The 25,177-nt window shown below is 56.2% G+C and carries 26 protein-coding genes; 16 read left to right on the forward strand and 10 right to left on the reverse strand.

Annotated elements, in window-relative coordinates; genetic code table 11:
- Nucleotides 1-98: 98 nt before the first annotated feature.
- Both ACR0EO_RS13615 and ACR0EO_RS13620 read left to right on the forward strand, forming a co-directional pair.
- Nucleotides 99-890, forward strand: coding sequence for an MBL fold metallo-hydrolase (locus ACR0EO_RS13615; RefSeq protein WP_480691025.1), 792 nt, complete (start codon nt 99-101; stop codon nt 888-890).
- A 38-nt stretch (nt 891-928) separates the two neighbouring features.
- Entirely contained in the window at nt 929-2,341 is a 1,413-nt protein-coding gene (locus tag ACR0EO_RS13620) for an FAD-binding oxidoreductase (protein ID WP_480690772.1), read from the forward strand.
- A gap of 39 nt (nt 2,342-2,380) precedes the next feature.
- Here the strand turns inward: ACR0EO_RS13620 and ACR0EO_RS13625 are convergent, their stop codons facing one another.
- Both ACR0EO_RS13625 and ACR0EO_RS13630 read right to left on the reverse strand, forming a co-directional pair.
- Complete coding sequence (locus ACR0EO_RS13625; RefSeq protein WP_480690774.1) at nt 2,381-2,863, reverse strand: fasciclin domain-containing protein; 483 nt, start codon at nt 2,861-2,863, stop codon at nt 2,381-2,383.
- A 168-nt stretch (nt 2,864-3,031) separates the two neighbouring features.
- Nucleotides 3,032-3,571 carry an adenine phosphoribosyltransferase gene (locus tag ACR0EO_RS13630; RefSeq protein WP_480690776.1) on the reverse strand — a complete coding sequence of 180 codons (540 nt, stop codon included), beginning with the start codon at nt 3,569-3,571 and terminating at the stop codon, nt 3,032-3,034.
- A gap of 322 nt (nt 3,572-3,893) precedes the next feature.
- On the opposite strand from ACR0EO_RS13630, the gene ACR0EO_RS13635 reads away from it, so the two are divergent.
- Nucleotides 3,894-4,067 (forward strand): hypothetical protein, encoded by a 174-nt coding sequence (locus tag ACR0EO_RS13635; protein ID WP_480690778.1) that lies wholly within the window; start codon nt 3,894-3,896, stop codon nt 4,065-4,067.
- Between the two features lie 3 nt (nt 4,068-4,070).
- Here the strand turns inward: ACR0EO_RS13635 and ACR0EO_RS13640 are convergent, their stop codons facing one another.
- Together ACR0EO_RS13640 and ACR0EO_RS13645 are read right to left on the reverse strand one after the other, a co-directional pair.
- Complete coding sequence (locus ACR0EO_RS13640) at nt 4,071-4,700, reverse strand: LysE family translocator (RefSeq protein WP_480690780.1); 630 nt, start codon at nt 4,698-4,700, stop codon at nt 4,071-4,073.
- 51 nt (nt 4,701-4,751) lie between these two features.
- Nucleotides 4,752-5,768 carry a DUF418 domain-containing protein gene (locus ACR0EO_RS13645; RefSeq protein WP_480690782.1) on the reverse strand — a complete coding sequence of 339 codons (1,017 nt, stop codon included), beginning with the start codon at nt 5,766-5,768 and terminating at the stop codon, nt 4,752-4,754.
- Between the two features lie 213 nt (nt 5,769-5,981).
- Here ACR0EO_RS13645 and ACR0EO_RS13650 point away from each other — a divergent pair, with 213 nt between their 5' ends.
- Nucleotides 5,982-6,845, forward strand: coding sequence for an alpha/beta hydrolase (locus ACR0EO_RS13650; protein WP_480690784.1), 864 nt, complete (start codon nt 5,982-5,984; stop codon nt 6,843-6,845).
- A gap of 13 nt (nt 6,846-6,858) precedes the next feature.
- Here the strand turns inward: ACR0EO_RS13650 and ACR0EO_RS13655 are convergent, their stop codons facing one another.
- Nucleotides 6,859-7,731, reverse strand: coding sequence for an S-methyl-5'-thioadenosine phosphorylase (locus ACR0EO_RS13655; protein WP_480690786.1), 873 nt, complete (start codon nt 7,729-7,731; stop codon nt 6,859-6,861).
- Nucleotides 7,732-7,803: 72 nt separating this feature from the next.
- The gene (locus tag ACR0EO_RS13660; protein ID WP_480690788.1) at nt 7,804-8,361 is read right to left on the reverse strand and encodes an invasion associated locus B family protein; all 558 of its coding nucleotides are present in this window, start codon (nt 8,359-8,361) and stop codon (nt 7,804-7,806) included.
- Between the two features lie 165 nt (nt 8,362-8,526).
- Between ACR0EO_RS13660 and ACR0EO_RS13665 the strand changes: the two genes are divergently transcribed.
- Entirely contained in the window at nt 8,527-10,161 is a 1,635-nt protein-coding gene (locus ACR0EO_RS13665; protein ID WP_480690790.1) for a SulP family inorganic anion transporter, read from the forward strand.
- 30 nt (nt 10,162-10,191) lie between these two features.
- Here ACR0EO_RS13665 and ACR0EO_RS13670 read toward each other — a convergent pair whose 3' ends face one another.
- Together ACR0EO_RS13670 and ACR0EO_RS13675 are read right to left on the reverse strand one after the other, a co-directional pair.
- Nucleotides 10,192-10,833: a CatB-related O-acetyltransferase gene (locus tag ACR0EO_RS13670; RefSeq protein ID WP_480690792.1), complete on the reverse strand. Its 642-nt coding sequence runs from the start codon at nt 10,831-10,833 to the stop codon at nt 10,192-10,194.
- Nucleotides 10,833-11,438 carry a flavin reductase family protein gene (locus tag ACR0EO_RS13675; RefSeq protein ID WP_480690794.1) on the reverse strand — a complete coding sequence of 202 codons (606 nt, stop codon included), beginning with the start codon at nt 11,436-11,438 and terminating at the stop codon, nt 10,833-10,835. Before ACR0EO_RS13675 ends, ACR0EO_RS13670 begins: the two co-directional genes overlap by 1 nt.
- A 72-nt stretch (nt 11,439-11,510) precedes the next feature.
- On the opposite strand from ACR0EO_RS13675, the gene ACR0EO_RS13680 reads away from it, so the two are divergent.
- The 5 genes from ACR0EO_RS13680 (at nt 11,511) to ACR0EO_RS13700 (ending at nt 14,560) form a co-directional block, all read left to right on the forward strand.
- Nucleotides 11,511-12,005: a GNAT family N-acetyltransferase gene (locus tag ACR0EO_RS13680; protein WP_480690796.1), complete on the forward strand. Its 495-nt coding sequence runs from the start codon at nt 11,511-11,513 to the stop codon at nt 12,003-12,005.
- 53 nt (nt 12,006-12,058) lie between these two features.
- Nucleotides 12,059-12,802, forward strand: coding sequence for an EcsC family protein (locus ACR0EO_RS13685; protein ID WP_480690798.1), 744 nt, complete (start codon nt 12,059-12,061; stop codon nt 12,800-12,802).
- A gap of 124 nt (nt 12,803-12,926) precedes the next feature.
- Complete coding sequence (locus tag ACR0EO_RS13690) at nt 12,927-13,391, forward strand: NUDIX hydrolase (protein WP_480690799.1); 465 nt, start codon at nt 12,927-12,929, stop codon at nt 13,389-13,391.
- A gap of 71 nt (nt 13,392-13,462) precedes the next feature.
- Complete coding sequence (locus tag ACR0EO_RS13695) at nt 13,463-13,918, forward strand: DUF1178 family protein (RefSeq protein ID WP_480690801.1); 456 nt, start codon at nt 13,463-13,465, stop codon at nt 13,916-13,918.
- A gap of 3 nt (nt 13,919-13,921) precedes the next feature.
- Nucleotides 13,922-14,560 (forward strand): SDR family NAD(P)-dependent oxidoreductase, encoded by a 639-nt coding sequence (locus ACR0EO_RS13700; protein ID WP_480690804.1) that lies wholly within the window; start codon nt 13,922-13,924, stop codon nt 14,558-14,560.
- On the opposite strand, the gene ACR0EO_RS13705 is transcribed toward ACR0EO_RS13700, so the two are convergent.
- Nucleotides 14,554-14,910: a hypothetical protein gene (locus ACR0EO_RS13705; RefSeq protein ID WP_480690806.1), complete on the reverse strand. Its 357-nt coding sequence runs from the start codon at nt 14,908-14,910 to the stop codon at nt 14,554-14,556. The two genes, ACR0EO_RS13700 and ACR0EO_RS13705, sit on opposite strands and share 7 nt — an antisense overlap.
- Nucleotides 14,911-15,074: 164 nt before the next feature.
- On the opposite strand from ACR0EO_RS13705, the gene ACR0EO_RS13710 reads away from it, so the two are divergent.
- From ACR0EO_RS13710 to ACR0EO_RS13735, 6 genes are all read left to right on the forward strand, one after another.
- Nucleotides 15,075-16,313: an aspartate kinase gene (locus tag ACR0EO_RS13710; protein WP_480690808.1), complete on the forward strand. Its 1,239-nt coding sequence runs from the start codon at nt 15,075-15,077 to the stop codon at nt 16,311-16,313.
- Between the two features lie 45 nt (nt 16,314-16,358).
- On the forward strand, nt 16,359-18,602 hold the full coding sequence (gene ptsP, locus ACR0EO_RS13715) for a phosphoenolpyruvate--protein phosphotransferase (RefSeq protein WP_480690810.1): 2,244 nt from the start codon (nt 16,359-16,361) through the stop codon (nt 18,600-18,602).
- Nucleotides 18,603-18,718: 116 nt separating this feature from the next.
- Nucleotides 18,719-20,164, forward strand: a complete 1,446-nt coding sequence (gene zwf, locus ACR0EO_RS13720; protein ID WP_480690812.1) for a glucose-6-phosphate dehydrogenase — start codon at nt 18,719-18,721, stop codon at nt 20,162-20,164.
- Nucleotides 20,165-20,166: 2 nt separating this feature from the next.
- Complete coding sequence (edd, locus tag ACR0EO_RS13725) at nt 20,167-21,972, forward strand: phosphogluconate dehydratase (RefSeq protein WP_480690814.1); 1,806 nt, start codon at nt 20,167-20,169, stop codon at nt 21,970-21,972.
- Between the two features lie 2 nt (nt 21,973-21,974).
- Nucleotides 21,975-22,610: a bifunctional 4-hydroxy-2-oxoglutarate aldolase/2-dehydro-3-deoxy-phosphogluconate aldolase gene (locus tag ACR0EO_RS13730; protein WP_480690816.1), complete on the forward strand. Its 636-nt coding sequence runs from the start codon at nt 21,975-21,977 to the stop codon at nt 22,608-22,610.
- Nucleotides 22,611-22,661: 51 nt separating this feature from the next.
- Nucleotides 22,662-23,852 (forward strand): pyridoxal-phosphate-dependent aminotransferase family protein, encoded by a 1,191-nt coding sequence (locus ACR0EO_RS13735; protein ID WP_480690818.1) that lies wholly within the window; start codon nt 22,662-22,664, stop codon nt 23,850-23,852.
- A 67-nt stretch (nt 23,853-23,919) separates the two neighbouring features.
- Here ACR0EO_RS13735 and ACR0EO_RS13740 read toward each other — a convergent pair whose 3' ends face one another.
- On the reverse strand, nt 23,920-25,035 hold the full coding sequence (locus tag ACR0EO_RS13740; protein WP_480690820.1) for a pyridoxal phosphate-dependent aminotransferase: 1,116 nt from the start codon (nt 25,033-25,035) through the stop codon (nt 23,920-23,922).
- Nucleotides 25,036-25,177: the final 142 nt, after the last annotated feature.

Genomic DNA, 25,177 nt, shown 5'->3' on the forward strand with positions numbered 1-25,177 from the left:
CCAAACTGGGGTTCTAGTTGGCGACCAATATGCAGACGTGACTTATGTGCGCTGTGCGCTACACTTCCTTCATGCGCTGGGTCATTGCGGCATTGTTGATGGTTTCGGGTGCGGCTGAGGCGCAGGAGCGCCGGCCGAGCCATTGCATCGCAATTGCTGACGCGGCGCCGGGCATAGAGTTTGTGCACAAGGCTGTTTGGACGGACCCGGTCCCAGATTTTTCGGTCAGGATCAGCTATGTCGCTCACGCCTCGTTTCTAATCCAGACGCAGGGTGGACTGAATGCGGTGACCGATTTCACCGGCTTTATCGGCGGCGCCAACCTGATCCCGGATGTGGTCACGATGAACCACGCCCACAGCACTCATTGGACAGCGCATCCCGATCCTGCCATTCCGCATGTGTTGCCCGGTTGGGGCGAATTCGGGCAGGGAATTGAACATCACCTTGATCTGGGCGAGATGCTTGTGCGCAACGTCTCGACAGACATCCGGTCCGTTTATGGTGGCGTGGAAGAGCGCGGCAACTCTATCTTTGTGTTTGAGATCGAAGGGCTGTGCATCGGTCATCTGGGTCATTTGCATCATGTCCCCTCTGACGAGCAGTTTGCGGCGTTGGGGCGCTTGGATGTCGTGATGGCGGCTGTGGATGGTGGCACGACCATGCCGCTGCCTGAGATGATTTCGGTTCTGAAAAGGCTGAAGAGCTCGGTCATCATTCCGATGCATTGGTTTTCGGGTTTCTCACTAGACCGGTTCCTCGTGGATATTCGCGATGAGTTTCCGGTTGAGCGTGACGGGGTGTCCGAAATAACCGTGTCTTTACGTACTCTTCCGGACCGCCCGACTGTCGTGGTGTTAGAGCCGCAATACCTGATGGAACTGGAATAGGGCTTGTCGCCGTGCTTCAGCTTGGGCAAGGAATGGGTATGACACTGAACCCTGCTGATGACACTCTGGCCAACTCGATCCGCATTGCTTTGGGCGACGACATTTTGCGGCCAGTTGAAGAACGTTACGTGGAAGAACCGCGTGGTCGGTTTTCGGGGCAGGCAGGCCTATTGGCCCTGCCGCGCTCAGTCGAGGAGGTGTCGACCCTCGTGAGATTGGCATCTCAGGCCGTTGTGCCTGTCGTCCCCTACGGAGGGGGGACTGGTTTGGTTGGAGGGCAAATCATGCCCGATGGCCCGGCACCGTTGCTGATCTCGCTGGAGCGGATGGCCGCAATCAGGGCGGTCTATCCCACTGAGAATATCCTGATCGCCGAAGCGGGAGCCATCCTCGCTGACGTTCAGGCCGCCGCAGAAGACGCCAGCCGACTTTTCCCTTTGTCGCTGGCCGCGCAGGGATCCTGTCGGATTGGAGGAAATCTGGCAACCAATGCCGGGGGTGTAAACGTTTTGCGCTATGGCAATGCGCGCGACTTGTGCCTTGGACTTGAAGCGGTTTTGCCGAACGGAGAAATTCTTCATGGCCTTAGCCGCTTGCGTAAGGACAACACGGGCTATGATCTACGCAACCTGTTGATCGGCGCTGAGGGAACCCTGGGTATCATCACAGCGGCCGCACTAAAGTTGCATCCCCAGCCATCCTCGACTGGAACAGCAGTGATTCAAGTAACATCTCCCGAAGCCGCAATTGACCTGTTGTCGCTGGCAAGGGATCAGGTGGGGGAGTGTGTAAGCGCTTTCGAACTGATCCACCGGCAGGGTCTGGAATTCTTGACTGAAATGTTGCCGGACATCCGTCAACCGTTCGAGGCTGCTCCAGAGTGGTGCGTTCTGATTGAACTCGGATTGCCCGAAGGTCTCTCGCCTGAAACGGAACTCGAAACGCTGTATACAGCAGCTCTGGAGCGTGAGCTGGTAGGGGATGCTGTGATTGCGCAGAGCGAGGCGCAGCGGCAGGAGCTTTGGTCGGTACGTGAACATATTCCGGCGGCCAATCGAATGATTGGGTCAGTTTCCAGCCACGATATATCTGTGCCGATTTCCAGGATCCCAGACTTCATTCGCCAGGGTAACGATGCTGTCGCGACGCTAGGGCCATTTCGCGTTAACTGTTTCGGACATCTGGGCGATGGGAACCTGCACTACAATGTGTTCCCTCCGAAGGGTCACAGCCGATCAGAGTTTGATGCAAAAAGGCAAAGTGTGAAGCGGGCTGTGCACGATCTTGTTCACGCATTCGATGGATCAGTCAGTGCCGAACATGGGGTTGGGCGCCTCAAAGCTGATGATCTTGAGCTTTACGGAGATCCTGCAAAACTAGTTGCTATGAAAGCGATCAAGACCGCGCTAGATCCTCAAGGAATTATGAACCCGGGCGCGGTCTTGAAATAGTTGGTGCGGCCAGCAGAACTGCGGACCGCTCATTCCTAGTTACGACGCAGGCAAAATGACTTTGTCGATAACGTGAATAACGCCGTTCGATGTTTCGATATCAGCTTGGACCACGTTTGCATCATTCACCATCACGCCATTGTCGAGGTCGATCGTGATGTCGCCACCTTGAACCGTTGCGGCGGTCATGTCGTCTGACAAATCGCCTGACATCACTTTTCCGGGTACAACATGGTAAGTCAAAACTGCTACAAGCTGATCTTTATTCTCAGGCTTGAGCAGGGTCTCGACGGTCCCTTCAGGCAGAGCTGCGAAGGCCTCATCGGTCGGAGCGAATACGGTGAACGGACCTTCACCTTTCAAAGTGTCTACCAGTTCGGCGGCCTGCACTGCGGCTACAAGCGTCTCAAAGCTGCCGGCGTTTACAGCGGTATCTACGATGTCCTTGGAATGGCCGTCTGCATACGCTGATGTGCTGACGATGAGACTTGCCACTCCGGCGAAAGCGAGCTTACGAAGCATGGTTTAATTCCCTTGTTGAAATGCCTCTAGTGGCATCACAGGGGTTACGCGCTTGCTTCGAAACAAGATCACTGAATGTGTTGGTGAAAGTGACTTGAACAGGTCAAAGATTGCGCTAAGCCAGCTCTGATTTTATTTTCCACTCACAATAACGTGATTGGGTCGTTGTCAGAGTCCCTCGAATTCACACAGCACCTGGACATCCATGCCCATGTCTTCCAGCACTTTCCTGCCACCTAGCTCGGGCAAATCAATGATGAACGAGCATGAAACGATCTCACCGCCCAACCGTTCGATCAGTTTTATACCTGCAGCGGCCGTTCCACCGGTGGCGAGCAGATCGTCAACAACAAGGATTTTTTCGCCAGCCTGAATGGCGTCGTCGTGAATTTCGACGATCGCTTCTCCATATTCCAGTTTGTAATCCTGACTGATGGTGGTGCCCGGCAGCTTGCCCTTCTTGCGAATGGGAACGAAACCGACGCTGAGCTGGTGCGCAATCGCGCCGCCGAGAATGAAGCCGCGCGCCTCTAGTCCGACAACCTTGTCGATGCGTTCGCCAGCATAAGGGTGCAGCATTTGGTCAATAGCCATCCGAAAACCGCGTGGATCTGCGAACAGAGTGGTTACATCCCGGAACATGATCCCTTCGTGTGGGAAATCAACGATGGTCCGAATGTAATCCTTGACCGATTTGTTTCTGGACATGACCAACCCCTTTGGCGTCAAAACACGCTGGGCTGTTTGGCCCATCAGAGTCAGTCATGCAAGAAAAGATTGTGATGGTTTCAGTTGCGGCGGCGGCGAATAACGTTCGGTAAGCTTTGATAGCGGTAGAGCGCAGCAGGTAGCCACGACAAATGCGGTTTGCGCCAATTCCGTTGGTCTCGCAAAAGAAATGCTTGGGCAGCGTGAAGGTTCATTGCCATAATCCTTTTTTTGTTGTTAGTTGCTCGATATCTACATCTTCTATGCGATGTATATACAATGCATCGCTTTTAGATTCAAGTCTTCGATGGGGTCAGGGCGCGTGGCGAAAAAAGACGGTAAGGCTTCTACCAAGAAAAACAGTCAGTTGGTCTTGCGACTTGATAAGGACGAGCGCGACTCTTTCGTTGAGCTGTGCAAAGAGCTGGATACATCGGCCGCGCGGGAAATCCGCCGGTTTATTCGCGGTTTCATGAAGGAACACGCAGAGGAGTAGAGCTTAGGCCGGGCGGCGCAGAACTGCAGTTGCCACTCCCATTCCGATCAGGGTTAACCCTCCAAAGCGTGTCATAGCCGTAATGACTCCAGCGCGCCCAATCATCCTGCGCAGGCGATCTGCCAACAGTGCATAGGCCAGTGCGTTCAGCCAAGCCAAGCCTACAAAAGTTGCAATCAGGATTGCGAACTGTGGACCCAGTGGTTCTGCGGGGCGCAGGAATTGCGGTACAAATGCGATGAAGAACGCGATAGACTTTGGATTTAGCGCGGTGACTGCAGCGGCGTGACCAAACACGCTGCGGGCTGTTACATCTCGTTCGGTTTCCAATGCCTCTAATCCGCCCGAAGGTGCACTGCGCAGCAGCTTGATTCCCAACCAGACCAGATAGGCAGCGCCCACCCATTTCAGCACTGAAAACAAAGTGGCCGAGGCCAGAACAAGTGCGCCCAGCCCAAGCAACGAAGCTGTCATGGCTACCAAATCCCCAACGGCGACCCCAGTGGCTGATGCAACTGCAACGCTGCGCCCCTTGGATAAGGCGTAGCTGAGCACCAGCAGCACAGTTGGGCCGGGGATCAAAAGCAATGCTGTAGATGCGGCCACGAAGGCCAGCCATAGGTCAAAAGACATGGGAAATCCGCTGTGTTGTTTCCCACACAAAGCCCCGCCTTTAGCGCTGCGTCAAGACTTTCGCGGATCTGTCAGACGCCGCATCAGTGCTTCCAAGGGGCCGCGTTTGAACTTCCGGGACCACAGCGTGGCATAAACGGATGACAGGACACAGAAGCCCAGTGCGTACCAGATGATCTGTGGGGCGGTTAACGTGCCATCCAACAGCCCAGCTTCCTCTAAGATGCCCATGCCAATGAGGATATGTGCGACATAGAGCGTAAGGGTTTGTTTTCCGGGGGCAGTTAAGGCCGGGCCGAGACGTAGCTGACTGAATTTCGGCCAAAGTTTCAGTAGCAGCCCGATTACTACACAAGACGTTCCTGTCCCTGCCAGAATGTAAAACGGTCCCGGTGGGATGGAAGCGGTTCCCAGATACATCGCAAGCTCTGGGTCGGATGTCAGCATCTGAGGAAAAACTGCTAGCACAGCAGCACCAAATCCCCACATAATGAGGCGGTGCTGGATGCATACTGTCTGAAGTTGCGACCGCCCAATGGCCATCCCGATCAAAAGAAACGCTGCCCAAGGCAAAACCGGATGCCAGCCATTGAAGACTGTGTTGCGAACAAATCCGGGCAGGGTCCAAAGATCGGTATATTGCAGAGCAGGCCAATCCCAGCCCTGATCGTAGTCGAAAACCATATTCGCCAGAACGGCCAAAACGACGATCGCCAAAGCTCCAAACCAAAGCCTCGGGGTTGAGGATGTAAGAAAGACGACGCCAACCACAAAGTAGATGGCGTAAAGGTGCAGGATATCTGCGTCGAAGATCGCCATGTTGATCAAGCCGATTGCGAAAAGAAACACGGCGCGCCGAAGCAGAACAGTTGAAGTAACGGTTGATAATACAATTCCGATACCGGCGAGAATAACGAAAAGAGCGGCCGCCCGCCCTTCGACTGCGGTGATCACGACCGAAGCCCAATCGTCGCCCGGCGCAACCTGAGCTGCGATGCGGAAGTTCACCAGAACCATGCCGCAATAGGCTAAAAAGCGGGCGGCGTCCAAGGCCTCAAGTCGTTTCATAGCGATCCTCTGTTCGGGCGCTGTTCTGAACGGCGTTTATGGCGCAAGTACGGCCTAGTTCCTTGCATACGATAAACAAATCGCGAGTAACAAGTCGACATTTCAAGGCCGATCGGTAAGTTTTAAGATTGGATTAAGTCTTCGGTCAGCGGCTTGAAGCAATTCTACAAAGACCCAAAGTTAGGATTGAATACAGCGGCGTCGGAGAAAGCGATGACACAAATACCTCATGAAAACTCTGGCGCCCTTTCTCACCGTCTGCGGTTGGGGCTTGGACGACTAAAAGGAGCGTTGGTCCTACTGCTGGTCGTCGGAGGCGTGATCTACATGGGCGCCGTGGGATACATGTACACCAATCAGCAATCACTGCTTTACAAGCCTTCAGGTGAATTGCCCGAACCTAATGCGGTTGGACTTGCGGATGTCGAGGTGGTTTCCCTGACCATGTCAGACGGGACAGGCTTGACGGCTTGGGCCGCGCCTCCGGCGATCGAAGGTGCCCCCACGGTTTTGTTTTTTCACGGGCAAGGTGGCAATCTGGGCGACCGGGCTGATCGGTTGCGTGAGATTCTTAACAGCGGGTTTGGGCTCCTTGCGCCCAGCTATCGTGGCTATCCGGGCAGCGAAGGTGAGCCCTCGGAACTGGCGCTGATTTCGGACGGTGTCCAGATGTACGACCGTTTGGCCAGCCAGGGGGTGGACGTTGTGCTGCACGGTCAAAGCCTGGGAACCGCGATTGCGTCGGCAGTAGCCGAGCAACGCCCTGACGCTCAGTTACTGGTTCTGGAGGCACCGTTCACCGCCACGGTTGATGTCGCCGCCGAGCGTTACCCGTGGCTGCCTGTCCACTCTCTTATGAATGATCAGTTCGCGACGCGGGACTTGATGGAGAAAATCACTGTTCCAACTTTGATTTTTCATGGGACAGAGGACCAAACCGTCCCGGTTCACCACGGCGAGGCCTTGGCATCAATCGCCGGTGACACGGCGCAACTGTACGTTATCCCGGATGGGGGGCACAACGACCTTTGGTCGTATGGTCTGTGGGATGAGGTTCAGAAAACTCTTTCGCAATAGAGGAGGGCGAGGTTCAAAGAACCCGCCCGGCTACGGCATCCAGTTTGGTCAACAATGCCGGGTCTCGTTTGTCGGGCGCAGTCAGGATCGCGTACTCGAGAGCTCTGTCACAACCGTGTACACAGGGCGCGCGGTCGCCTCCCAGCAATTCTGGCAGGCCTTTCACCATAGCACGGCCCTTGTCCGCGTTACCTGTCAGGGTGGCGATGATGGCTGTCACATCGACCTCTCCGTGATCCGGATGCCAGCTGTCGTAGTCGGTGACCATAGCAATAGAGGCGTAGCATAGCTCTGCTTCTCGGGCGAGCTTTGCTTCGGGCATGTTTGTCATGCCGATAACATCCGCCCCCCAGTGTTCGCGGTACATCTTAGACTCGGCAAGGGTTGAGAACTGAGGTCCCTCCATCGCCAAATAGGTGCCGCCTCGGTGAATTGTGATCCCTGCAGCCTTGGCCGCCGTTTCGCAGGCATCCGAAAGGCGCGGGCATGTGGGATGGGCTACACTGACATGCGCCACGCACCCGGTGCCAAAGAAACTTTTTTCCCGAGCAAAAGTACGGTCAATGAACTGATCGACGATAACGAAATCGCCTGGTGCCATATGCTCGCGGAACGAACCGCAGGCAGAAACCGAAATCACATCCGTTACGCCCAGCCGTTTCAATGCGTCGATATTGGCGCGATAGGGTACCTCGGTCGGCGAATGCACGTGGCCACGCCCATGCCGGGGTAAGAAAGCCATGTCGACGCCGTTCAGGGACCCTGTCAGAATTTGATCTGACGGATCGCCCCAGGGCGTTTCCACTGTGACCCACTCGGCGTTCTCCAGCCCATCGATTTCGTAAATGCCTGATCCGCCGATTACGGCAATCTTGGTCTGGGTCACTGGCTTTCTCCGAATGTTATGAGTGGTCAATGATTTCTGCGTCGCGTGGCTGCATTTGACAAGGGGCAAGACCTATTGCGAGGGTAACAGACCGCGGGCGTCAGCCTGTTGGCGAAAATCATCCCAAGCTGCGTTAAAACCCTGCAATGACCAGGTGAGATCTTGTGATTGCCCATGTCGGTCCCGAAAAACAAAACGATAGGCATCGCCCGTCAGCATTGCATCCAAGATATCCTGCGCGCGGCTCCCTCCGAATGTGCAGCTCAGCCCGGTCAGGCATCCCGGCCGCCGCGTGCGCCACAAGACATCATTCTCTCCGTCAATGCGAAACCCGGAAGGAGAGAACAGGGTTCCGGGCTCCATCCCGAACTCGATTTCGTAACCATCGGGTTGGGGAGTTATGAACATAAACTGCGCACCGAACTTGGGGCGGAAGGAAAAAACCTCGGCGCGGCGGATGAAGCATCTCTGGCGTAAGGCAGCGCTTTCTTCCCTCTCATCACAAATGGAATTCCAGATTCCAAAGGACTCATAGTGCGTCACACGCCAATTGCTGGCCGTGTCATTGCCCTGTAAATCCTGTGCAAATCCAGAAAACGGGGCTAGTAGGAATAATAACAACCATCGCATGCCGCAAAGGTGCGTATCCGAACGCAGGTGTTCAATTCACGAAGCTGCGAGCTGTTAGCTATGCGATCTGCGCATACCAGCATCCCGATTGGTGCGGTAGCTTATGCGCCTTATGACAGGTAGAAGACCCAATTCGCGCGAACATATCAATCCACAGGATGCCCCATGCCCCGAGCCATGCTGGCAAGCTTTGCCAATCGTATAGCCAAACCCGACCTCCGTTGGGTTCCGGATGAGGGGCTGACCGTCTCACGTCTGCGGATCGAACTTCTATCTGGTCTGACCGTTGCGCTGGCTCTTGTCCCCGAAGCAGTGGCCTTTGCCTTCGTTGCCGGGGTTCATCCGCTTGTCGGTCTGTACGCCGCGTTCATGGTTGGCCTGATCACGGCGTTGATCGGCGGTCGTCCGGGTATGATTTCAGGGGCAACCGGGGCTTTGGCCGTTGTCATGGTCGCGCTGGTGGCGGAACACGGTGTTGAATACCTGTTCGCGACGGTTGTTTTGATGGGCATTCTTCAAGTTATTGCAGGGGCAATGCATTGGGGGCGCTTTATCCGGCTGGTGCCACATCCGGTTATGCTGGGTTTTGTTAATGGTCTGGCGATTGTGATCTTTTTGGCTCAGTTGGGTCAGTTCAAAGTTCCCGGCAGCATGGAAAACACGGGTCACGGTATGGGTGGCGGCGAATGGCTGTCCGGTATCCAGCTCTATACCATGTTGGGCCTGGTGGCTCTGACTATGGCCGTTATTTGGGTTATGCCTCGCATCACACGTATCGTACCAGCGCCGCTGGCCGGCATTGTCGTCGTGGCCGCGCTGGTAATCGGCTTTGGTCTGGACGTACCGCGGGTTGGCGACCTTGCTTCGATCGAGGGCGGGTTGCCCGCGTTCCACATTCCAATGGTTCCGCTGAATTGGGAAACCTTTGAGATCATTTTGCCGTATGCCGTAATTCTGGCGGCAATCGGTTTGATTGAATCTCTGCTGACTCTGAACCTTGTTGGAGAGATCACCGGTAAACGTGGTGGTGCTTCGCAGGAGTGTATCGCGCAGGGCGTCGCCAACGTAGCGACCGGCTTTTTTGGCGGCATGGGCGGTTGCGCCATGATCGGTCAGTCGATGATCAACGTAAAATCCGGCGGACGTACCCGTATCGCGGGGATCGCTGCGGCGTTGTTCCTGCTGGTGTTCATTCTCTTTGCCTCACCCTTGATTGAAAAGATTCCGTTGGCCGCTCTGGTCGGGGTAATGTTCATGGTGGTGATCGGAACGTTTGCCTGGAACTCGTTTAAGATCATGAGCAAAGTGCCTTTGATGGACGCTTTCGTGATCGTACTGGTCACGGTGGTGACTGTGATGGAAGACCTCGCAGTCGCCGTTGTCGTCGGTGTTATTGTTTCGGCGCTGGCTTATGCGTGGAACAACGCCAAACGCATCCATGCGGTAACCAGAGAGTCGTCGACTGAAGAAGGTGCGAAGGTTTACGAAATTCAGGGGCCTTTGTTCTTTGGTTCGTCTGAGGGTTTTGTCGAATTGTTTGACGTTCCGAACGACCCGGAAACTGTGATCGTGGATTTCGCCGAAAGCCGCGTTGTCGACCAATCGGCCCTTCAGGCAATCGAAAACGTTGCGGCCAAGTATGAAGCGGCAGGAAAGCGCGTCATGCTGCGTCACCTGAGCCGCGACTGTCATAAGTTGCTGAACAAGGCCGGCCATCTGATGGTCGACAGCGACGACGACCCCGATTACGAACTGGCTGTTGATTACACTGTCCGGACCGGCATTTTGGGCGGCCACTGACAAATTGAAAGGCGGCCCGAGGGTCGCCTTTCAATTTGGTGCTAGTCGTTCCAGCCTATCAATATCCCCGGATAGAAGGGCGCTTTCGGCGGCTGCGACTGCTTGTGGTGGCCAGTCCCACCAGCCCAGCGCCTCCAGTCTGGCAATCACATCCGCTTCAAAACGGTATCGCCGCACCTCTGCAGGGTTTCCGGTGACGATTGCGTAAGGTGGGATAACACCTCTGACAACCGATCCGGCGCCAATGATAGATCCGTTACCGATCCGGGCCCCGGGCAGAATCAACGCGCCATATCCGATCCACACATCATGCCCGATGATCGTATCCCGCGTGTCGGGTTGGTATCCTGACATCCTGTCCGGATCGAAGATAGGAAAAGGAAAACAAGTCAGACCCGCCATTGCGTGATTGGCCGAAGAAGTAATGAACCTAACGCCATGAGCAATCTGGCAAAATTTTCCCAGGATCAGTTTTTCTTTCGAAAACGGAAACAAATAAGGAGCCAGCCGTGCGCCCCAATCCTCGGGCGGGTCAAAGTCTGATGCGTAGCTGAACGCCCCGGCCTCAAAACGCGGATGATCGACTGCCTCGGACAAAAACACTGTGCCTTTGTGAACGGACCCGTCTGGCAGGGTAACCGGGTATCTGAGATGAGGATCGGGGAGTGGCATCAGTCGTCAGGCCTGGACAGGTTGAATAACTCGGTGACAACCGAGTAGTCTCGGTACCCCAGCCGCGCCAAAGGCTGGAAGGACGTTACATCGAACTTTCCGTCTTTGATGTGGTCGTCATGCAGGTGAATACCTGTGACTTCGCCGAACACGACGCGATTGGCCTCTCCGGGAAGGGTCACAATCTGCGTAAGCTTGCATTCCAGCGCGGCGGGCGCACCTTGGACGCGTGCGCAAGGGATGGTTTCGCACATCACAGGCGTCAGACCCGCGTGGCCGAACTCATCAACGTGTTTCGGAAGCCCCTCTGAGCTTGCGTTCATGGCGTCCTTGTGGGCGTGCGCGACGACGTTAACGCAGAAAACGCCGGTTGCCTCGATATTTGCCAGGCTGTCTTTGCCGTTTTCCTGATCATGCTTGGTGCCTGTCGAAGCAAACATGACTTGCGGCGGCGTATAGGCGACCCCGTTAAAAAATGAATACGGAGCCAAATTATTGACCCCGTCAGCGTCGCGGGTCGATATCCAACCGATCGGGCGGGGCGTTATGATGGCGTTGAACGGGTTATGCGGCAATCCGTGGCCGTCTTCTGGGCGGTAGAACATCTGGTCTCCAAGCGTTTGCTCAAGGCGTATCGAAGTGCTAGGGCGAATGCCAGCAAGGAAAAGAGGGCAGGGGTGCAGCAATTCGGGATCAGGCCGGAAGAGCCGGACGACTGGTGGGAGGTTGAGGCCCTCTATGACCTGTGCTTTGCGCCTGGGCGCGAGGCGCTGTCTTCTTATCGTTTGCGCGATGATGTACCGCCGGTGGCGGGGCTTTCACTGATTGCGCGCGATGGGCAGGGCATTCTGGCCGGTGCAATCCGTTTTTGGCCGGTTCACATCGGGGATCGCGATGCATTGCTGTTGGGGCCCGTCGCCGTTCACCCGACGCATCAGGGCGAGGGGCTGGGCGGATTCCTGATCCACGAGGGGATTGAGGCCGGCCGCACGAAAGGCTGGGAACGGGTCATGTTGGTGGGGGATGAGCCCTATTACTCGCGCTTTGGGTTTTCCAGGCTGGCAGGTGTAGAAATGCCACCTCCGACCAACCCAGAGCGGGTTTTGGGGCTGACATTGACCCCAGGTGTCTGGGATGGCGTGAGTGGCTTGGTAACGCGCTGGACCCGCTGATCTATTGAAACATGATCCTTCAGCCCCGATGTCATAGGGGCAGGAGGGATTTTATGCAGGACGTAATTCTCGTCGAAAAACTGGATGCAGAGGCCGAGTTGGATCGGTTGGCCGGCTACTACAAATCCGCCGGAGGGCCGGGCGTCAAGTTATTGAACAGCTTGGGCGGGTCAGCGGAATCCTTGTTAGATCAACTGCCTGAACCAATCAGGAATGGATTGACCGGGGCGACCGAGCAAGCTTTGTGGTTTGCAATGCATGCAGCCGAAGGATCGCGCCGCGCTGTCCCGGACCAGCAGCCTTGGGTCAATACAGCAGTCGCGACCGCCATGGGGGCAGCCGGAGGGTTTGGCGGCGTATCTACAGCCTTGATGGAGTTACCTGCAACAACGGCCATGCTTTTGCGTTCGATTCAGGGGGCCGCAGCCCGCGAAGGATTTGATCCGTCGGAAGAAGGGGTCAAGTTCGATTGCATTCAGGTTTTGTCTGCGGCGGGACCGTTGGCAGATGATGACGGAGCGGATCTTGGGTTTTTCTCAGTGCGCCTCACGTTGACCGGACCAGCGATGCAGCGTCTGATCGCAGCTGTTGCGCCTAAGCTATCAGTCGTGCTGGGTCAGAAGCTGGCTGCTCAGTCTGTCCCTGTGCTAGGGGCCATCGCGGGAAGCGGTACAAACTATGTCTACACCCGGTATTACCAGCAGATTGCACGGGTGCACTTTGGTCTCAGGCGTTTGGCCTTAGATGCAGATATTCCCCATGATGAACTTGTGCGAAAGCTCGCAAAGCGCATGTGAATCTTGCACAAACGCTTTGAGAAAAACGCCTTATGTGGTATGTCAAAGGCTAAGGCTCGCTAAAAAAACACAAAATCTGCGAGCTGGCAGACAGGCATGAACCTCAATCGAAAGGCGGCACAGCGTGTACGACGTAAGCCTATCGTCTCGCATTGCGCGAAAATCCGGGCATCTTCCGGTGCTGCGGCAAGCGGCGGCTTTGTGCTATCGTACAAACCATGGTGGTACTGAGGTTTTGTTGATTACAACGCGCAAGTCGGGTCGCTGGATTATCCCCAAAGGTTGGTTGATTGACGGGCTGACTCCGTCTGAAACTGCTCGGCAGGAGGCTTGGGAAGAAGCCGGCGTAACGGGTAAATGTGCAAAGCAGGCTCTAGGTGGTTTCTCTTACTACAAGCATCGGCCAAAAAAAGGCAGTGTGCTGTGTCAGGTGGACGTCTTCCCGCTATACGTCCAGTCGATGTCTGAGCGCTTTCCTGAACGGGGTCAGCGCCAGCTAAAATGGTTATCGCCGAAAAAGGCGGCGGCGCGTGTTCATTTGGCTGATCTCGCATCATTGTTACGCGCGGGTGGGCCTCTCCGTCATTAAATGGCCGCTGAGAGGGCTTGATATTGTCAAGGCTCTCGGTATCTATTCGGCAACCGATATTTGGACGAAACATGATTCAATACGCATTGAAATGCAGCAACGGCCATACCTTTGACAGTTGGTTTCAATCTGCGGACGCTTACGACAAGCTGGCATCAGCGGGCATGGTGACATGCGCGGTGTGCGGTGACCTGCATGTCGAAAAAGCAGTCATGACACCGCGTGTACGTCCTGCGCGAAAAGCCAAGGAAATAGCACAGGCACCTGCTCCCGAGGCTGATACGATAAATGTAGCAACGCCACCGGCGGACGTTGAAAAAGTCCTGGCTGAGCTTCGGCGCAAAGTTGAAGAGAACTCGGATTACGTCGGCAAAGAGTTTGCCTCGGAAGCGCGAAAAATCCATCTTGGCGACGCCCCTGAGCGGGCCATCTATGGTGAAGCCAAGCCAGAAGAAGCGCAGGCTTTGATTGATGATGGCGTACCCGTTGCGCCGCTACCTTTTGTCCCCAAAAGAAAGACTAACTGAGCCGTGCATATCGTTATCACCGGGTCCAACCGTGGAATTGGAAGGGCTCTGGCAGATCGCTATCTGGCAAGAGGCAATACACTCACAGGTACAGCACGCGATGAAAGCGCGCAGGTTGTTCTGGACGTGATGGACCCCAAACAACATGCTGAAATGGCGGCTCAGCTTAAAGGCCAGCCGGTCGATCTACTGATCTGTAATGCCGGAGTTTATCTGGACAAAGGGCATGGTATCGACGGCTATCCTGCCGATATGTGGGCACATTCCTTTGCGACTAACGTGACGGGGGTGTTCCTGTCAGTTCAGGCATTGCTTCCCAATTTGCGTGCGGCAGGGGGTAAGATTGCGATCATGTCCTCGCAAATGGCATCCCATACACGTGCCCCGGGCGGTAGCTATATCTATCGCGCGTCCAAGGCTGCGGCTTTGAATTTGGGGCGCAATCTAGCGACTGATCTTCGCAAGGACGGGATCGCCGTTGGCATATACCATCCGGGCTGGGTGCAGACTGACATGGGCGGAACCGGTGCCGAAATTACCGTAGACCAGGCCGCGGACAGCCTGATCGAGAGATTTGATGCATTGTCATTGGATACGACCGGCTGTTTTGAAACATGGGACGGTCGCCCCCATTCTTATTGACGGATCAGCGCCGCTGTAGGGATCTCATATACCTCGCCGGGCTCGATGAAGACGACCGTTAGGTCTCCGCGTGTTTCATACGAGAGATTAGCAGGCGAGCTACTGGAATTTGGCACGCCATCGGTGAAGTAAATGCTGCGTACTGCGCCGCCACCCAGCGAAACGGCCAGAGTGGTGGTGCCATCGTCGTGATGGCGCAGCTCAGCGTGGCAGCTTTGCAGCGCGTCGCCTGCATTGGCCGCACACGGAACGGTGCCCAACGAGTTCTCTCCGTCAGTCCCGGCGAGGGTGGCGACCTGTGCAAGCGCAGGTGAAGAGAGCAAAGCAAAGGCGATAGCAAAGCGGAACATTGAAAACCTCGTGGAATATTCGTTGGCCATAAGCTGTCACCCCTACAAACCGTTGTAAAGCGGCCCAATGCCGCGTTCAGGGCTGTATTGGACCCTTGCCCTTGCGGTTCCCCTCGCATAAGACGCACGGGATCTGAATTCCAAGGCGCGGAGATCCCACCCCCATGCCCTTACTCGTTATGAAATTCGGTGGCACTTCGGTTGCCAATCTTGACCGCATCCGCCGCGCGGCCAAACGCATCGGCGTCGAGGTGGCCAAGGGCTATGACGTGATTGTCATCGTCTCTGCCATGTCCGGTAAGACCAATGAGTTGGTGGGCTGGGTGAATGAAACATCTCCTTTGTTTGACGCACGTGAATACGATGCAGTTGTTTCTTCTGGCGAAAATGTCACCGCTGGCCTGATGGCGTTGACCCTGCAGGAAATGGATATTCCGGCCCGTAGTTGGCAGGGTTGGCAGGTGCCATTGCTGACCACCAGCGCTCACAGCCAGGCCCGGATCGAGGAAATCCCGACCGAGAACCTGAACCAGAAGTTCGGTGAAGGCATGAAGGTTGCCGTTGTCGCCGGGTTCCAAGGGATCAGCCCCGAGGGTCGCATCACCACGCTGGGGCGGGGTGGTTCGGATACAACTGCCGTCGCTTTTGCTGCGGCGTTCGGCGCCGAGCGTTGCGACATCTACACGGATGTGGACGGCGTCTATACCACTGACCCGCGCATCTGTGAAAAAGCGCGTAAGCTTGACAAGATCTCGTTTGAGGAAATGCTCGAACTGGCCTCGCTGGGGGCCAAAGTGCTGCAAACTCGCTCGGTCGAGCTGGCGATGCGCTATAAGGTTAAACTGCGCGTTCTCTCAAGTTTTGAAGAACAATCGGACGAGGCCGGTACGCTGGTCGTTGACGAGGAGGATATCATGGAATCCAATGTTGTGGCCGGTGTGGCCTATTCCCGCGACGAGGCCAAGATGACTGTCGTATCGGTGGCGGACCGCCCCGGTATTGCCTCGACCATCTTCACTGCGCTCAGCGATGAAGGCGTGAACGTAGATATGATCGTGCAGAACATCTCGGACGAGGGCCGGACTGACATGACGTTCTCTTGCCCGACTGATCAGGTGGCTCGCGCTGAAAAAGCGCTGCTTGCGATCAAGGATGCGGGTGAGTTGAATTACGCCGAGTTGGTCGCCGATGAAGACGTTTGCAAGGTCTCTGTCGTAGGCATCGGGATGCGATCTCAGTCCGGTGTTGCGGCCAAAATGTTCAAGATACTCTCGGATGAGGGGATCAACATTAAGGTCATTACAACCTCTGAGATAAAAATTTCCGTCCTCGTGGACAGGAAATACATGGAACTTGCGGTTCAGGCACTGCATGATGCCTTTGAATTGGACAAGGCGGCCTGAGCATTCAGCCAAAGGTTTAGCCTGACACCTTAATTTGGTTGGGCCATGGCGGACGGCACCGAAACAGAATCCCGCAAGCTGCTTGGGCGGCTGCGCGAAGAGATGGCGAGCGAGGCCGCCGGTCAGGAACGTCTTGACCGGATCACCAGCCTGATTGCGGATAGCATTCGGGCCGAGGTCTGCTCGATCTATCTGTTCCGTGATGAAGAAACCCTAGAGCTGTGTGCAACGGAAGGTTTGTCACCCGAAGCGGTGCATAAAACCCGGATGCGCCTCGGCGAGGGCTTGGTGGGTCGTGTCGCGCGATCTGGCAAGGTGGTCAACACCGCTGACGCGCCATCGGCCAAAGGGTTTCGGTATATGCCCGAAACCGGTGAGGAAAAGTTCTCGTCATTTCTTGGTGTGCCCGTCCAGAGGCTCGGTGAAAAACTGGGCGTACTGGTCGTTCAGTCCCGAAGCGCGCGTGAGTTTTCTGCCGACGAGGTCTATGCGCTGGAAGTTGTTGCGATGGTTCTGGCCGAAATGGCTGAGCTAGGTGCCTTTGTAGGTGAGGGCGCGGCCCTTTCCCCTCGTCACCAGCATTCAGTTCAGCTGACTGGCGGGCCGGCGCAGGAAGGCTCTGCTGAAGGCCACGTCTGGTTGCACGAGCCAAGGGTGGTGGTCACAAATCCAATCGCCGAAGATCCTCATCGCGAGCGGGAGCGGCTGATCGAAGCTGTCGAAGAGCTGCGCGTTGGCGTGGACAAGATGCTTGAGATTTCTCAGGGCGGCGACAAAGAGCAGCTTCAGGTTCTGGAAGCCTATCGAATGTTCGCCAACTCCAAGGGTTGGATGCGCCGGATGGAAGAGGACATCGCCCTTGGTCTCAGCGCCGAAGCGGCGGTTGAGAAAGAGCAATCTCAAGCTCGGGCGCGAATGGGGCAGGTCACGGACCCGTATCTGCGCGAACGTCTGGCGGACCTGGATGACCTCTCGAACCGTTTGTTACGCATATTGACAGGGCAGGGAAGGACGAACGGTGCCGATCTGCCGCCTGATCCTATACTGGTTGCGCGTAATATCGGCCCCGGTGATTTGTTGGAATACGGGCGCTCTCTTAAAGGGATCGTGCTTGAAGAGGGATCTGTCGGCAGCCACGCGACCATTGTTGCCCGTGCGCTTGCGATTCCGCTGGTCGTCCATGTTGGGCGGATCACGACCGAGGCGCTGAATGGCGACCACATCCTGGTCGATGGAGACAACGGCACAGTGCAGTTGCGCCCTGAGGAGACCGTTGTAAGCGCCTTTCGCGACAAGATCGCGATGCAAGCCAAGGCGCAGGAGCGCTATGCCTCGATCCGCGAAACTCCTACGGTGACGCGGGATGGTGAGCGGATCAACTTGGTGATGAACGCCGGGTTGATGGCGGACCTGCCTTCGTTGAATACCTCAGGAGCCGAGGGCGTGGGGCTGTTCCGAACTGAACTTCAGTTTCTGATCCGTAGCCAGATGCCCAAGCGTTCCGAGCTTGTGACGCAGTATCAGCGGGTTCTGGATGCCGCTGGCGGTAAACGCGTGGTCTTTCGCACGCTGGACATCGGGTCGGACAAGGTGCTGCCCTACATGAAGCATGTGGCAGAGCCAAACCCGGCTTTGGGATGGCGGGCGATTCGCGTCGGGCTGGACAAGCGCGGCGTGATGCGGATGCAGTTGCAGGCTCTGATGCGTGCAGCCAACGGCCGCCCGCTTACAGTCATGTTCCCGTTCGTCGCGCAAGCTGATGAATTCCGCGAGGCCAAATGGGAAATCAACAAGACCATCGAGCGTGAAAAACGCCTTGGCCATGTACTGCCAGAGACGATCGAAGTCGGCGCGATGCTTGAAACGCCTTCGCTCGCTTTTGCTCCGCAGAAGTTCTTTGATGAGGTCGATTTCGTCTCGATCGGTGGCAATGACCTAAAGCAGTTCTTTTTTGCCGCCGACCGCGAGAACGAACTGGTGCGCCGTCGCTATGATACGCTGAACGTTAGTTTCCTTAGTTTCATCGAGCGGATTGTTGAGCGCTGCAATATCTCGAATACGCCACTTTCCTTCTGCGGTGAGGACGCCGGGCGCCCGGTTGAAGCACTCTGCCTGGCGGCTATGGGTATTCGGTCGCTGTCCATGCGGCCCGCGTCTATTGGCCCTGTCAAAAGCGTTCTTTTGCGAGCCGATTTGAAATCCCTTCGCAAGATAATCGCTGACGCACGACACCGGGGCGAACAGTCGGTGCGCCCTGCTGTAATGGAGTGGTTGCGAAATCAGGGTTGATTTTTCTTTGCATGTTCCCTATCCAGTGCACAAATGTTAGCGATAACATTGCTTCTGTCACATGCATCCAACAGCGGTGCTAAGGTGATCCTGGTGAGAACTGAAGGAGCCCGTCGATGGTTTCACGCGTAATTCCGGTTAACCCGTTCGATCTGGTATTGTTCGGCGCGACCGGCGATCTGGCTCAACGGAAAATCCTGCCTGGATTGTATCATCGGTTCGAGGTCGGCCAGATGCCGGACGAGGCAAGGATTATCGGCACTGCCCGCTCTGAAATGAATAGTGACGATTTCCGAAAGCAGATCCGCGCCTCGATGAAGGAATTTGCACCGGCCTTCAAAGCGGATGTCTTGGATCAGTTCTTGCAGCGGGTTGAATACGTTGCAGTCGACGCACTGGGGGATGCAGGGTGGTCAGACTTGGCCAAGGCTTTGCGTCCTGATGTCGTTCGTGCGTTCTATCTGTCCGTTGGGCCAAGCTTGTTCTCGGGCATTGCCAAGCGATTGCATGATCATGGTTTGGCGACACCGGATAGCCGGATTGTGGTTGAAAAACCTTTTGGTCACGATCTCGCTTCGGCAAAGGCGCTGAATGAAGGCCTGCGCGCCTGTTTTGAAGAGCACCAGATTTACCGGATTGATCACTACCTTGGTAAAGAGACGGTACAGAACCTCATGGCTCTGCGCTTTGCCAATTCTCTGTTTGAGCCTCTTTGGAATTCAACCCATATCGACCACGTACAGATCACCGTGGCTGAAACAGTCGGGGTCGAGGGTCGCGGGGCCTACTACGACCAGTCTGGCGCAATGCGGGACATGATACAGAACCACCTTGTGCAACTCTTGTGTCTGACGGCGATGGAGCCTCCTTCCAGATTTTCTCCCAACGCGGTGCGCGATGAAAAGGTCAAGGTGATCGAGGCGCTGGAGCCTATAGAACCCAAAGACATTGCAAGGGGGCAGTACCGGACGGATAAGGGGGGTGATGGATATCTGGATCACGTCGGAAACCCCGCCAGCCGGACCGAGAGTTTCATCGCCCTAAAGGTGCATTTGGGGAACTGGCGTTGGGCCGGGGTTCCGTTTTATTTGCGAACCGGTAAGCGCCTGCGCGCACGGGAATCTGAGATTGCTGTATATTTCCGGGATCCGCCACATACAATTTTCCCCAATGTCGGCCCGCTGCATGGCAACGTTTTGGTGATCCGCTTGCAGCCTGACGAAGGCATTACTCTGCGCACGACTATCAAAGAGCCAGGGCAGGGTGGGTTCCGCTTGTCTGATGTCGCACTGGACATGAGCTTTGCCGAAGCGCTGGGCGATGCCTCCAAGTCGCCCGATGCGTATGAGCGGTTGGTTATGGACGTCATTCGCGGCGATCAAACACTGTTCATGCGAGGGGATGAGGCCGAGGCTGCTTGGGCTTGGGTCGATCCCATCATCAAGAGTTGGGAGGAACGCGGCGATCGTCCTGCACGGTATGATCAGGGCAGTTCAGGCCCTGAGGAAGCGCTAATGTTAATGCATCGCGATGGACGCCGCTGGCGTCAGATCGGAGGGTAATCATGGTTCACGCAGTCATCACCGATGTTACGAAACGGATCATCGACCGCAGCGCGGATTTGCGCGGCCCGCACATAGAGCGAATGGAGCAGGCCAAATCCAAAGGCCCCGCCCGGGCGCATCTGTCCTGTAGCGGCCAAGCTCACGCTTATGCAGGGGCGGGCGAGGATCAGCAATCAATGGCAAAGGGGACCGCGGGGAACCTGGGTATTGTCACGGCTTACAATGACATGCTCTCGGCTCACCAACCTTTCGAACGCTATCCCGAACTGATCCGTCAGGCGATCCGTGAAGCGGGTGGTACAGCGCAGGTCGCAGGCGGAGTGCCCGCTATGTGTGACGGCGTTACACAGGGTGAGGCGGGAATGGAACTTTCGCTGTTTTCCCGCGATGTAATTGCCTTGGCTACGGGTGTTGCGTTGAGCCACAACACATATGACGCAGCCGTATACCTCGGCGTCTGCGATAAAATCGTGCCGGGCCTTGTCATCGGCGCGCAGACGTTTGGGCACATACCAGCAGTCTTCTTGCCGGCTGGGCCGATGACCAGCGGTTTGCCGAATGACGAAAAAGCTAAGGTTCGCCAGCAGTTCGCTGCCGGAGAAGTGGGCCGTGACGCGCTCATGGCGGCGGAAATGGCGGCTTACCACGGGCCTGGAACCTGTACGTTTTATGGAACCGCCAATTCCAACCAGATGCTGATGGAGTTTATGGGCCTGCATCTGCCGGGTGCCAGTTTCGTGAACCCGAATACGCCAATGCGCGACGCCCTGACCGAAGAAGGCGCACTCCGAGCCTTGTCGCTGAGTGCGTTGGGTAACGATTATACGCCTGTGTACAAGGTGCTCGACGAACGTGCCTTTGTGAACGGCATCGTTGGGTTGATGGCCACCGGTGGGTCAACAAACTTGCTGATCCATCTCATCGCTATGGCGCGAGCGGGCGGTATCGTATTGGACTGGCAGGATTTTTCAGATATTTCGGCCGTTGTACCGCTGGTTGCACGGGTCTACCCCAACGGTTTGGCGGACGTGAACCACTTCCACGCAGCCGGGGGCCTGGGTTACTGTATCGGAACACTGTTAGAAGACGGGCTTCTGCATCCTGACACCCTGACCGTAGCGGGGCAGGGTCTGCACAACTACACCAAGGAACCCAAGCTGATTGGCGATGAACTTGTGTGGGAGGAAGGTGCTGGTCATAGCCTGAACGAAAAGATCGTTCGTTCTGCCAAGGACCCGTTCCAGCCGACCGGCGGTCTGTCGCGGCTCACCGGCAATCTGGGCACAGCGGTCATGAAGGTTTCGGCCGTTGCCCCCGAACATCAAGTGGTCGAAGCTCCGGTTCGTGTGTTCCACGACCAAGACGAAGTTAAAGCAGCGTTCAAAGCCGGCGAATTCACCGGCGATGTCGTCGTGGTTGTTCGGTTCCAAGGGCCAAAAGCCAACGGAATGCCGGAACTGCACTCCCTGACCCCGATGCTCTCGATCCTGCAAGGGCGAGGGCAAAAAGTGGCCTTGGTTACCGATGGTCGGATGTCTGGCGCTTCAGGTAAAGTCCCTGCTGCAATCCACGTTTGTCCCGAAGCACTGGATGGCGGTGCAATCGCCTATCTGCAAGACGGTGATGTTGTAAGGGTTGATGCAAAGAAGGGCGATTTAGAGATCCTGACAGAAGGCGTTCTGGATCGCGCGCCAGCGAAAGCCGATCTTTCGGCAAATCAACATGGCGTCGGGCGCGATCTGTTCGGCGTTTTCCGCAATGCCGTCGGTTCGGCCGATGCCGGTGCCAGTATTTTCGGAGCGTAGTGATGTCTTCTAAAACCCAACGTACTCGCGAAATCTGCGAACTGGCCCCAATCGTGCCCGTTTTGGTAGTTGATGACGCAACGCATGCAGGCCCGTTGGCCGAAGCCTTGGTTGCAGGTGGATTGCCCGCGCTTGAAGTTACTCTGCGTACACCCGCAGCCTTGGATGCGATCCGAGCGATGGCCCGTGTACCGGGCGGTGTTGTCGGTGCCGGCACACTGGTCACCCCACAAGATGTTCGGGCTGCGAAGGAAGCGGGTGCGCAATTCGGGGTCTCGCCTGGTGCGACAGACGCGCTGATCGCTGCATGTGAGGCCGAGGGTTTGCCTTTACTACCCGGTGCCGCCACCGCAAGCGAGGCTATGCGCCTTCTTGAGCAAGGGTACGACATGCTCAAGTTCTTTCCCGCCGAAGCCTCGGGCGGTGCCCCCGCGCTGAAGGCCATAGGCGCGCCTTTGCCGCAGATTAAGTTCTGTCCGACCGGTGGGGTCTCTCCGTCGAATGCGCGGGATTATCTGTCATTGTCGAACGTAGTCTGCGCTGGCGGAAGCTGGGTTGCTCCGAAACAGATGGTGCAAGAGGGGGATTGGGCAGGAATTGAAACACTTGCCCGCGAGGCATCCAGACTGATGGATTGACGCGGCCTGTTGCCGCGCTAGGGTGGGCGGCAATTCAAACAGGTTGATCCCATGACAAACCAACTCTCTATCGTGCGTGGGCGCGAGTATCTGGCTATTCCAGGCCCATCAGTAATGCCGGATGCGGTATTGCAGGCGATGCATCGACCGTCTCCAAATATTTATGACGGCGAACTGATTGAAATGATGCCCACTCTGACCCGTGATTTGTGTCGCGTCGCCCGAACCGAGCATAGTGTCGCCATCTACATCTCTAACGGTCACGGTACGTGGGAGGCCGCGCTTTCTAACGTAATCGCTCCGGGAGAAACGGTCTTGGCGCCCTCGTCAGGTCTGTTCACTCATGGATGGGCCGAGATGGCCAAGGGCATTGGTGCAAACGTTCAGTTGATTGATTTTGGATCCGCATCGACCTGGGACCTGGAGCAAGTCGCGGACGCTCTGCGCGCAGACATCGCGCATGAGATCAAGGCCGTTCTGGCCGTACATGTGGATACTTCCAGTTCGATACGAAACGATATCCCGGCCTTGCGGTCACTACTGGATGAACTGAAACACCCGGCTTTGCTGATGGCCGATTGCATTGCATCCTTGGGCTGTGACCGGTTTGAAATGGATGCTTGGGGTGTCGATGTTATGGTTACTGCCTGTCAAAAGGGGCTCATGACTCCGGCGGGTGTTGGCTTTGTTTTCTTCAATGACAAAGCACAGGCCAAACGCGCCACGATGCCGCGCGTATCGCAGTACTGGGACTGGCAGCCGCGCGCAAATCCCGATCTGTTCTACCAGTTCTTCAATGGTACTGCGCCGACGCATCATCTGTATGGTTTGCGCGCTGCGCTAGACATGATTCACGCCGAGGGCATGGAAAACGTCTGGACCCGTCACGAAAAGCTGGCCAACGCCGTTTGGAAAGCATGCGAAGTTTGGTCCGAGGGCGGTGCGCTTCATCTCAACGTCGCTGACCACGCCAATCGTAGCCACGCGGTGACAACTTTGCGCCTGACCGAAGGCCGCGGTACCAAACTGCGTGGATACACCGAGAGCCAACTGGGTCTGACCTTGGGCATCGGCTTGGGGATGGAGGACTGGGACGGGTATTTCCGTCTTGGCCATATGGGGCACGTTAACGGCCAGATGGTGATGGCAATGCTGGGGAGCGTCGAGACAGCCATGGCCGCTCTGGATATTCCCCGTGGGAACCGCGCCCTTGAAGCGGCCGCAGCCGTTTTGGCCAGTTAAGATTTCGCCGACACCGGCCTTAAAGCCAAGTCCGAGAGGCCTGTTTGGCCTCTTGGACCATGATCAGTCACGATGGTTCTGCTGAGGCGTCTTCAAGTGCTCGAGGCAGAGCCGCTTCGAAGGCATTTAGATCTTCTGTTGAGCCACAACTGACGCGAATGCACCTATTTTGTGGAGCTGCAAACGGCATTCTGACAAAGATGCCTTGGCGGACTAGAGAATCCAGCACTGACTTCGCAAATGCCCCATCCCGCCCACAGTCGATTGACACGAAATTTGTGGCAGATGGCAACGGAGAGAGACCATTGTTCTGCGCGATTTGAGCAATTCGTTCACGGGCTTCGGTGATCTGCGTCTGGACGTGATCCAACCATTTGGCATCCTGCAACGCTGCCAACGCACCTGCTTGCGCCGCGCGGTTCATTCCGAAATGGTTCCGCACTTTGTTGAAGGCCGAAATCAGCCCTGGCTCGGCTATCGCGTAACCAACTCGCGCCCCAGCCATGCCATAGACCTTAGAGAATGTCCGCATCCGTATCACGCGGGGATCATCAGGCGTTACTGGCGCGGCTGTTCCTTCTGGCGCGCATTCAACGTAAGCCTCGTCAAGAACCAACAGGCAGCCGTCTGGCAAGGTGTCCATTGCTGAGACGATGTCTTCGCCGGAATGCCAGCTGCCCATGGGGTTGTCAGGGTTGGCCAGATACACAAGTTTGGCGTTGGTTTCAGCGGCTTTGGCAAACAAAGCCTTCGGATCTTCGTGATCGTCGCGATACGGCACCTTGTGCAATACACCGCCGTAACCCGCGACGTGATAGTTGAAGGTCGGATACGCACCGTCTGAGGTTACAACCGCATCACCCGGCCCGACGATCAATCGCACCAAGTACCCCAAAAGGCCGTCGATTCCCTCACCCACCACGATGTTCTCAGCGCTGATCCTGTGGTGATTTGCCAAAGCTTGGCGCAAGTCATGGTTTTCCGGGTCACCGTACATCCAAATTTCTTGCGCGGCGTTCTGCATCGCTTCAATCGCAAGGGGAGATGGACCAAAAACGCTTTCGTTCGCGCCCAGTCGCGCCACAAATGGCGCGCCACGCTGACGCTCCTGTGTTTCAGGGCCAACAAATGGCACGGTTGCGGGCAAAGAGAGCGTAAGCGGGGTGTAACGTGGTTCGGTCATGCGACCAGATAAACGTTAGGCTGCGTGCCGGGCAACCGTGAGGTGCAAGGAATTGCTTCTGTCACTGCATCCGAAAAACTGCCCCGACGTTGAACTGGAACTTGGCAAGCCTTCCGGGCATGGTTGGTGCAACATGAATTGG

The organism is Ruegeria sp. BE9 (assembly GCF_056538765.1).

What these genes read in the sequence shown, in the direction of transcription:
- ACR0EO_RS13740 (WP_480690820.1), bottom strand. Translation starts at nt 25,035, where the DNA reads ATGACCGAACCACGTTACACCCCGCTTACGCTCTCTTTGCCCGCAACC.
- edd (WP_480690814.1), top strand. Translation starts at nt 20,167, where the DNA reads ATGGTTCACGCAGTCATCACCGATGTTACGAAACGGATCATCGACCGC.
- ACR0EO_RS13710 (WP_480690808.1), top strand. Translation starts at nt 15,075, where the DNA reads ATGCCCTTACTCGTTATGAAATTCGGTGGCACTTCGGTTGCCAATCTT.
- ACR0EO_RS13730 (WP_480690816.1), top strand. Translation starts at nt 21,975, where the DNA reads ATGTCTTCTAAAACCCAACGTACTCGCGAAATCTGCGAACTGGCCCCA.
- ACR0EO_RS13630 (WP_480690776.1), bottom strand. Translation starts at nt 3,571, where the DNA reads ATGTCCAGAAACAAATCGGTCAAGGATTACATTCGGACCATCGTTGAT.
- ACR0EO_RS13650 (WP_480690784.1), top strand. Translation starts at nt 5,982, where the DNA reads ATGACACAAATACCTCATGAAAACTCTGGCGCCCTTTCTCACCGTCTG.
- ACR0EO_RS13625 (WP_480690774.1), bottom strand. Translation starts at nt 2,863, where the DNA reads ATGCTTCGTAAGCTCGCTTTCGCCGGAGTGGCAAGTCTCATCGTCAGC.
- ACR0EO_RS13685 (WP_480690798.1), top strand. Translation starts at nt 12,059, where the DNA reads ATGCAGGACGTAATTCTCGTCGAAAAACTGGATGCAGAGGCCGAGTTG.
- ACR0EO_RS13705 (WP_480690806.1), bottom strand. Translation starts at nt 14,910, where the DNA reads ATGTTCCGCTTTGCTATCGCCTTTGCTTTGCTCTCTTCACCTGCGCTT.
- ACR0EO_RS13660 (WP_480690788.1), bottom strand. Translation starts at nt 8,361, where the DNA reads ATGCGATGGTTGTTATTATTCCTACTAGCCCCGTTTTCTGGATTTGCA.
- ACR0EO_RS13645 (WP_480690782.1), bottom strand. Translation starts at nt 5,768, where the DNA reads ATGAAACGACTTGAGGCCTTGGACGCCGCCCGCTTTTTAGCCTATTGC.
- ACR0EO_RS13620 (WP_480690772.1), top strand. Translation starts at nt 929, where the DNA reads ATGACACTGAACCCTGCTGATGACACTCTGGCCAACTCGATCCGCATT.
- zwf (WP_480690812.1), top strand. Translation starts at nt 18,719, where the DNA reads ATGGTTTCACGCGTAATTCCGGTTAACCCGTTCGATCTGGTATTGTTC.
- ACR0EO_RS13735 (WP_480690818.1), top strand. Translation starts at nt 22,662, where the DNA reads ATGACAAACCAACTCTCTATCGTGCGTGGGCGCGAGTATCTGGCTATT.
- ptsP (WP_480690810.1), top strand. Translation starts at nt 16,359, where the DNA reads ATGGCGGACGGCACCGAAACAGAATCCCGCAAGCTGCTTGGGCGGCTG.
- ACR0EO_RS13615 (WP_480691025.1), top strand. Translation starts at nt 99, where the DNA reads ATGGTTTCGGGTGCGGCTGAGGCGCAGGAGCGCCGGCCGAGCCATTGC.
- ACR0EO_RS13670 (WP_480690792.1), bottom strand. Translation starts at nt 10,833, where the DNA reads ATGCCACTCCCCGATCCTCATCTCAGATACCCGGTTACCCTGCCAGAC.
- ACR0EO_RS13695 (WP_480690801.1), top strand. Translation starts at nt 13,463, where the DNA reads ATGATTCAATACGCATTGAAATGCAGCAACGGCCATACCTTTGACAGT.
- ACR0EO_RS13640 (WP_480690780.1), bottom strand. Translation starts at nt 4,700, where the DNA reads ATGTCTTTTGACCTATGGCTGGCCTTCGTGGCCGCATCTACAGCATTG.
- ACR0EO_RS13665 (WP_480690790.1), top strand. Translation starts at nt 8,527, where the DNA reads ATGCCCCGAGCCATGCTGGCAAGCTTTGCCAATCGTATAGCCAAACCC.
- ACR0EO_RS13675 (WP_480690794.1), bottom strand. Translation starts at nt 11,438, where the DNA reads ATGTTCTACCGCCCAGAAGACGGCCACGGATTGCCGCATAACCCGTTC.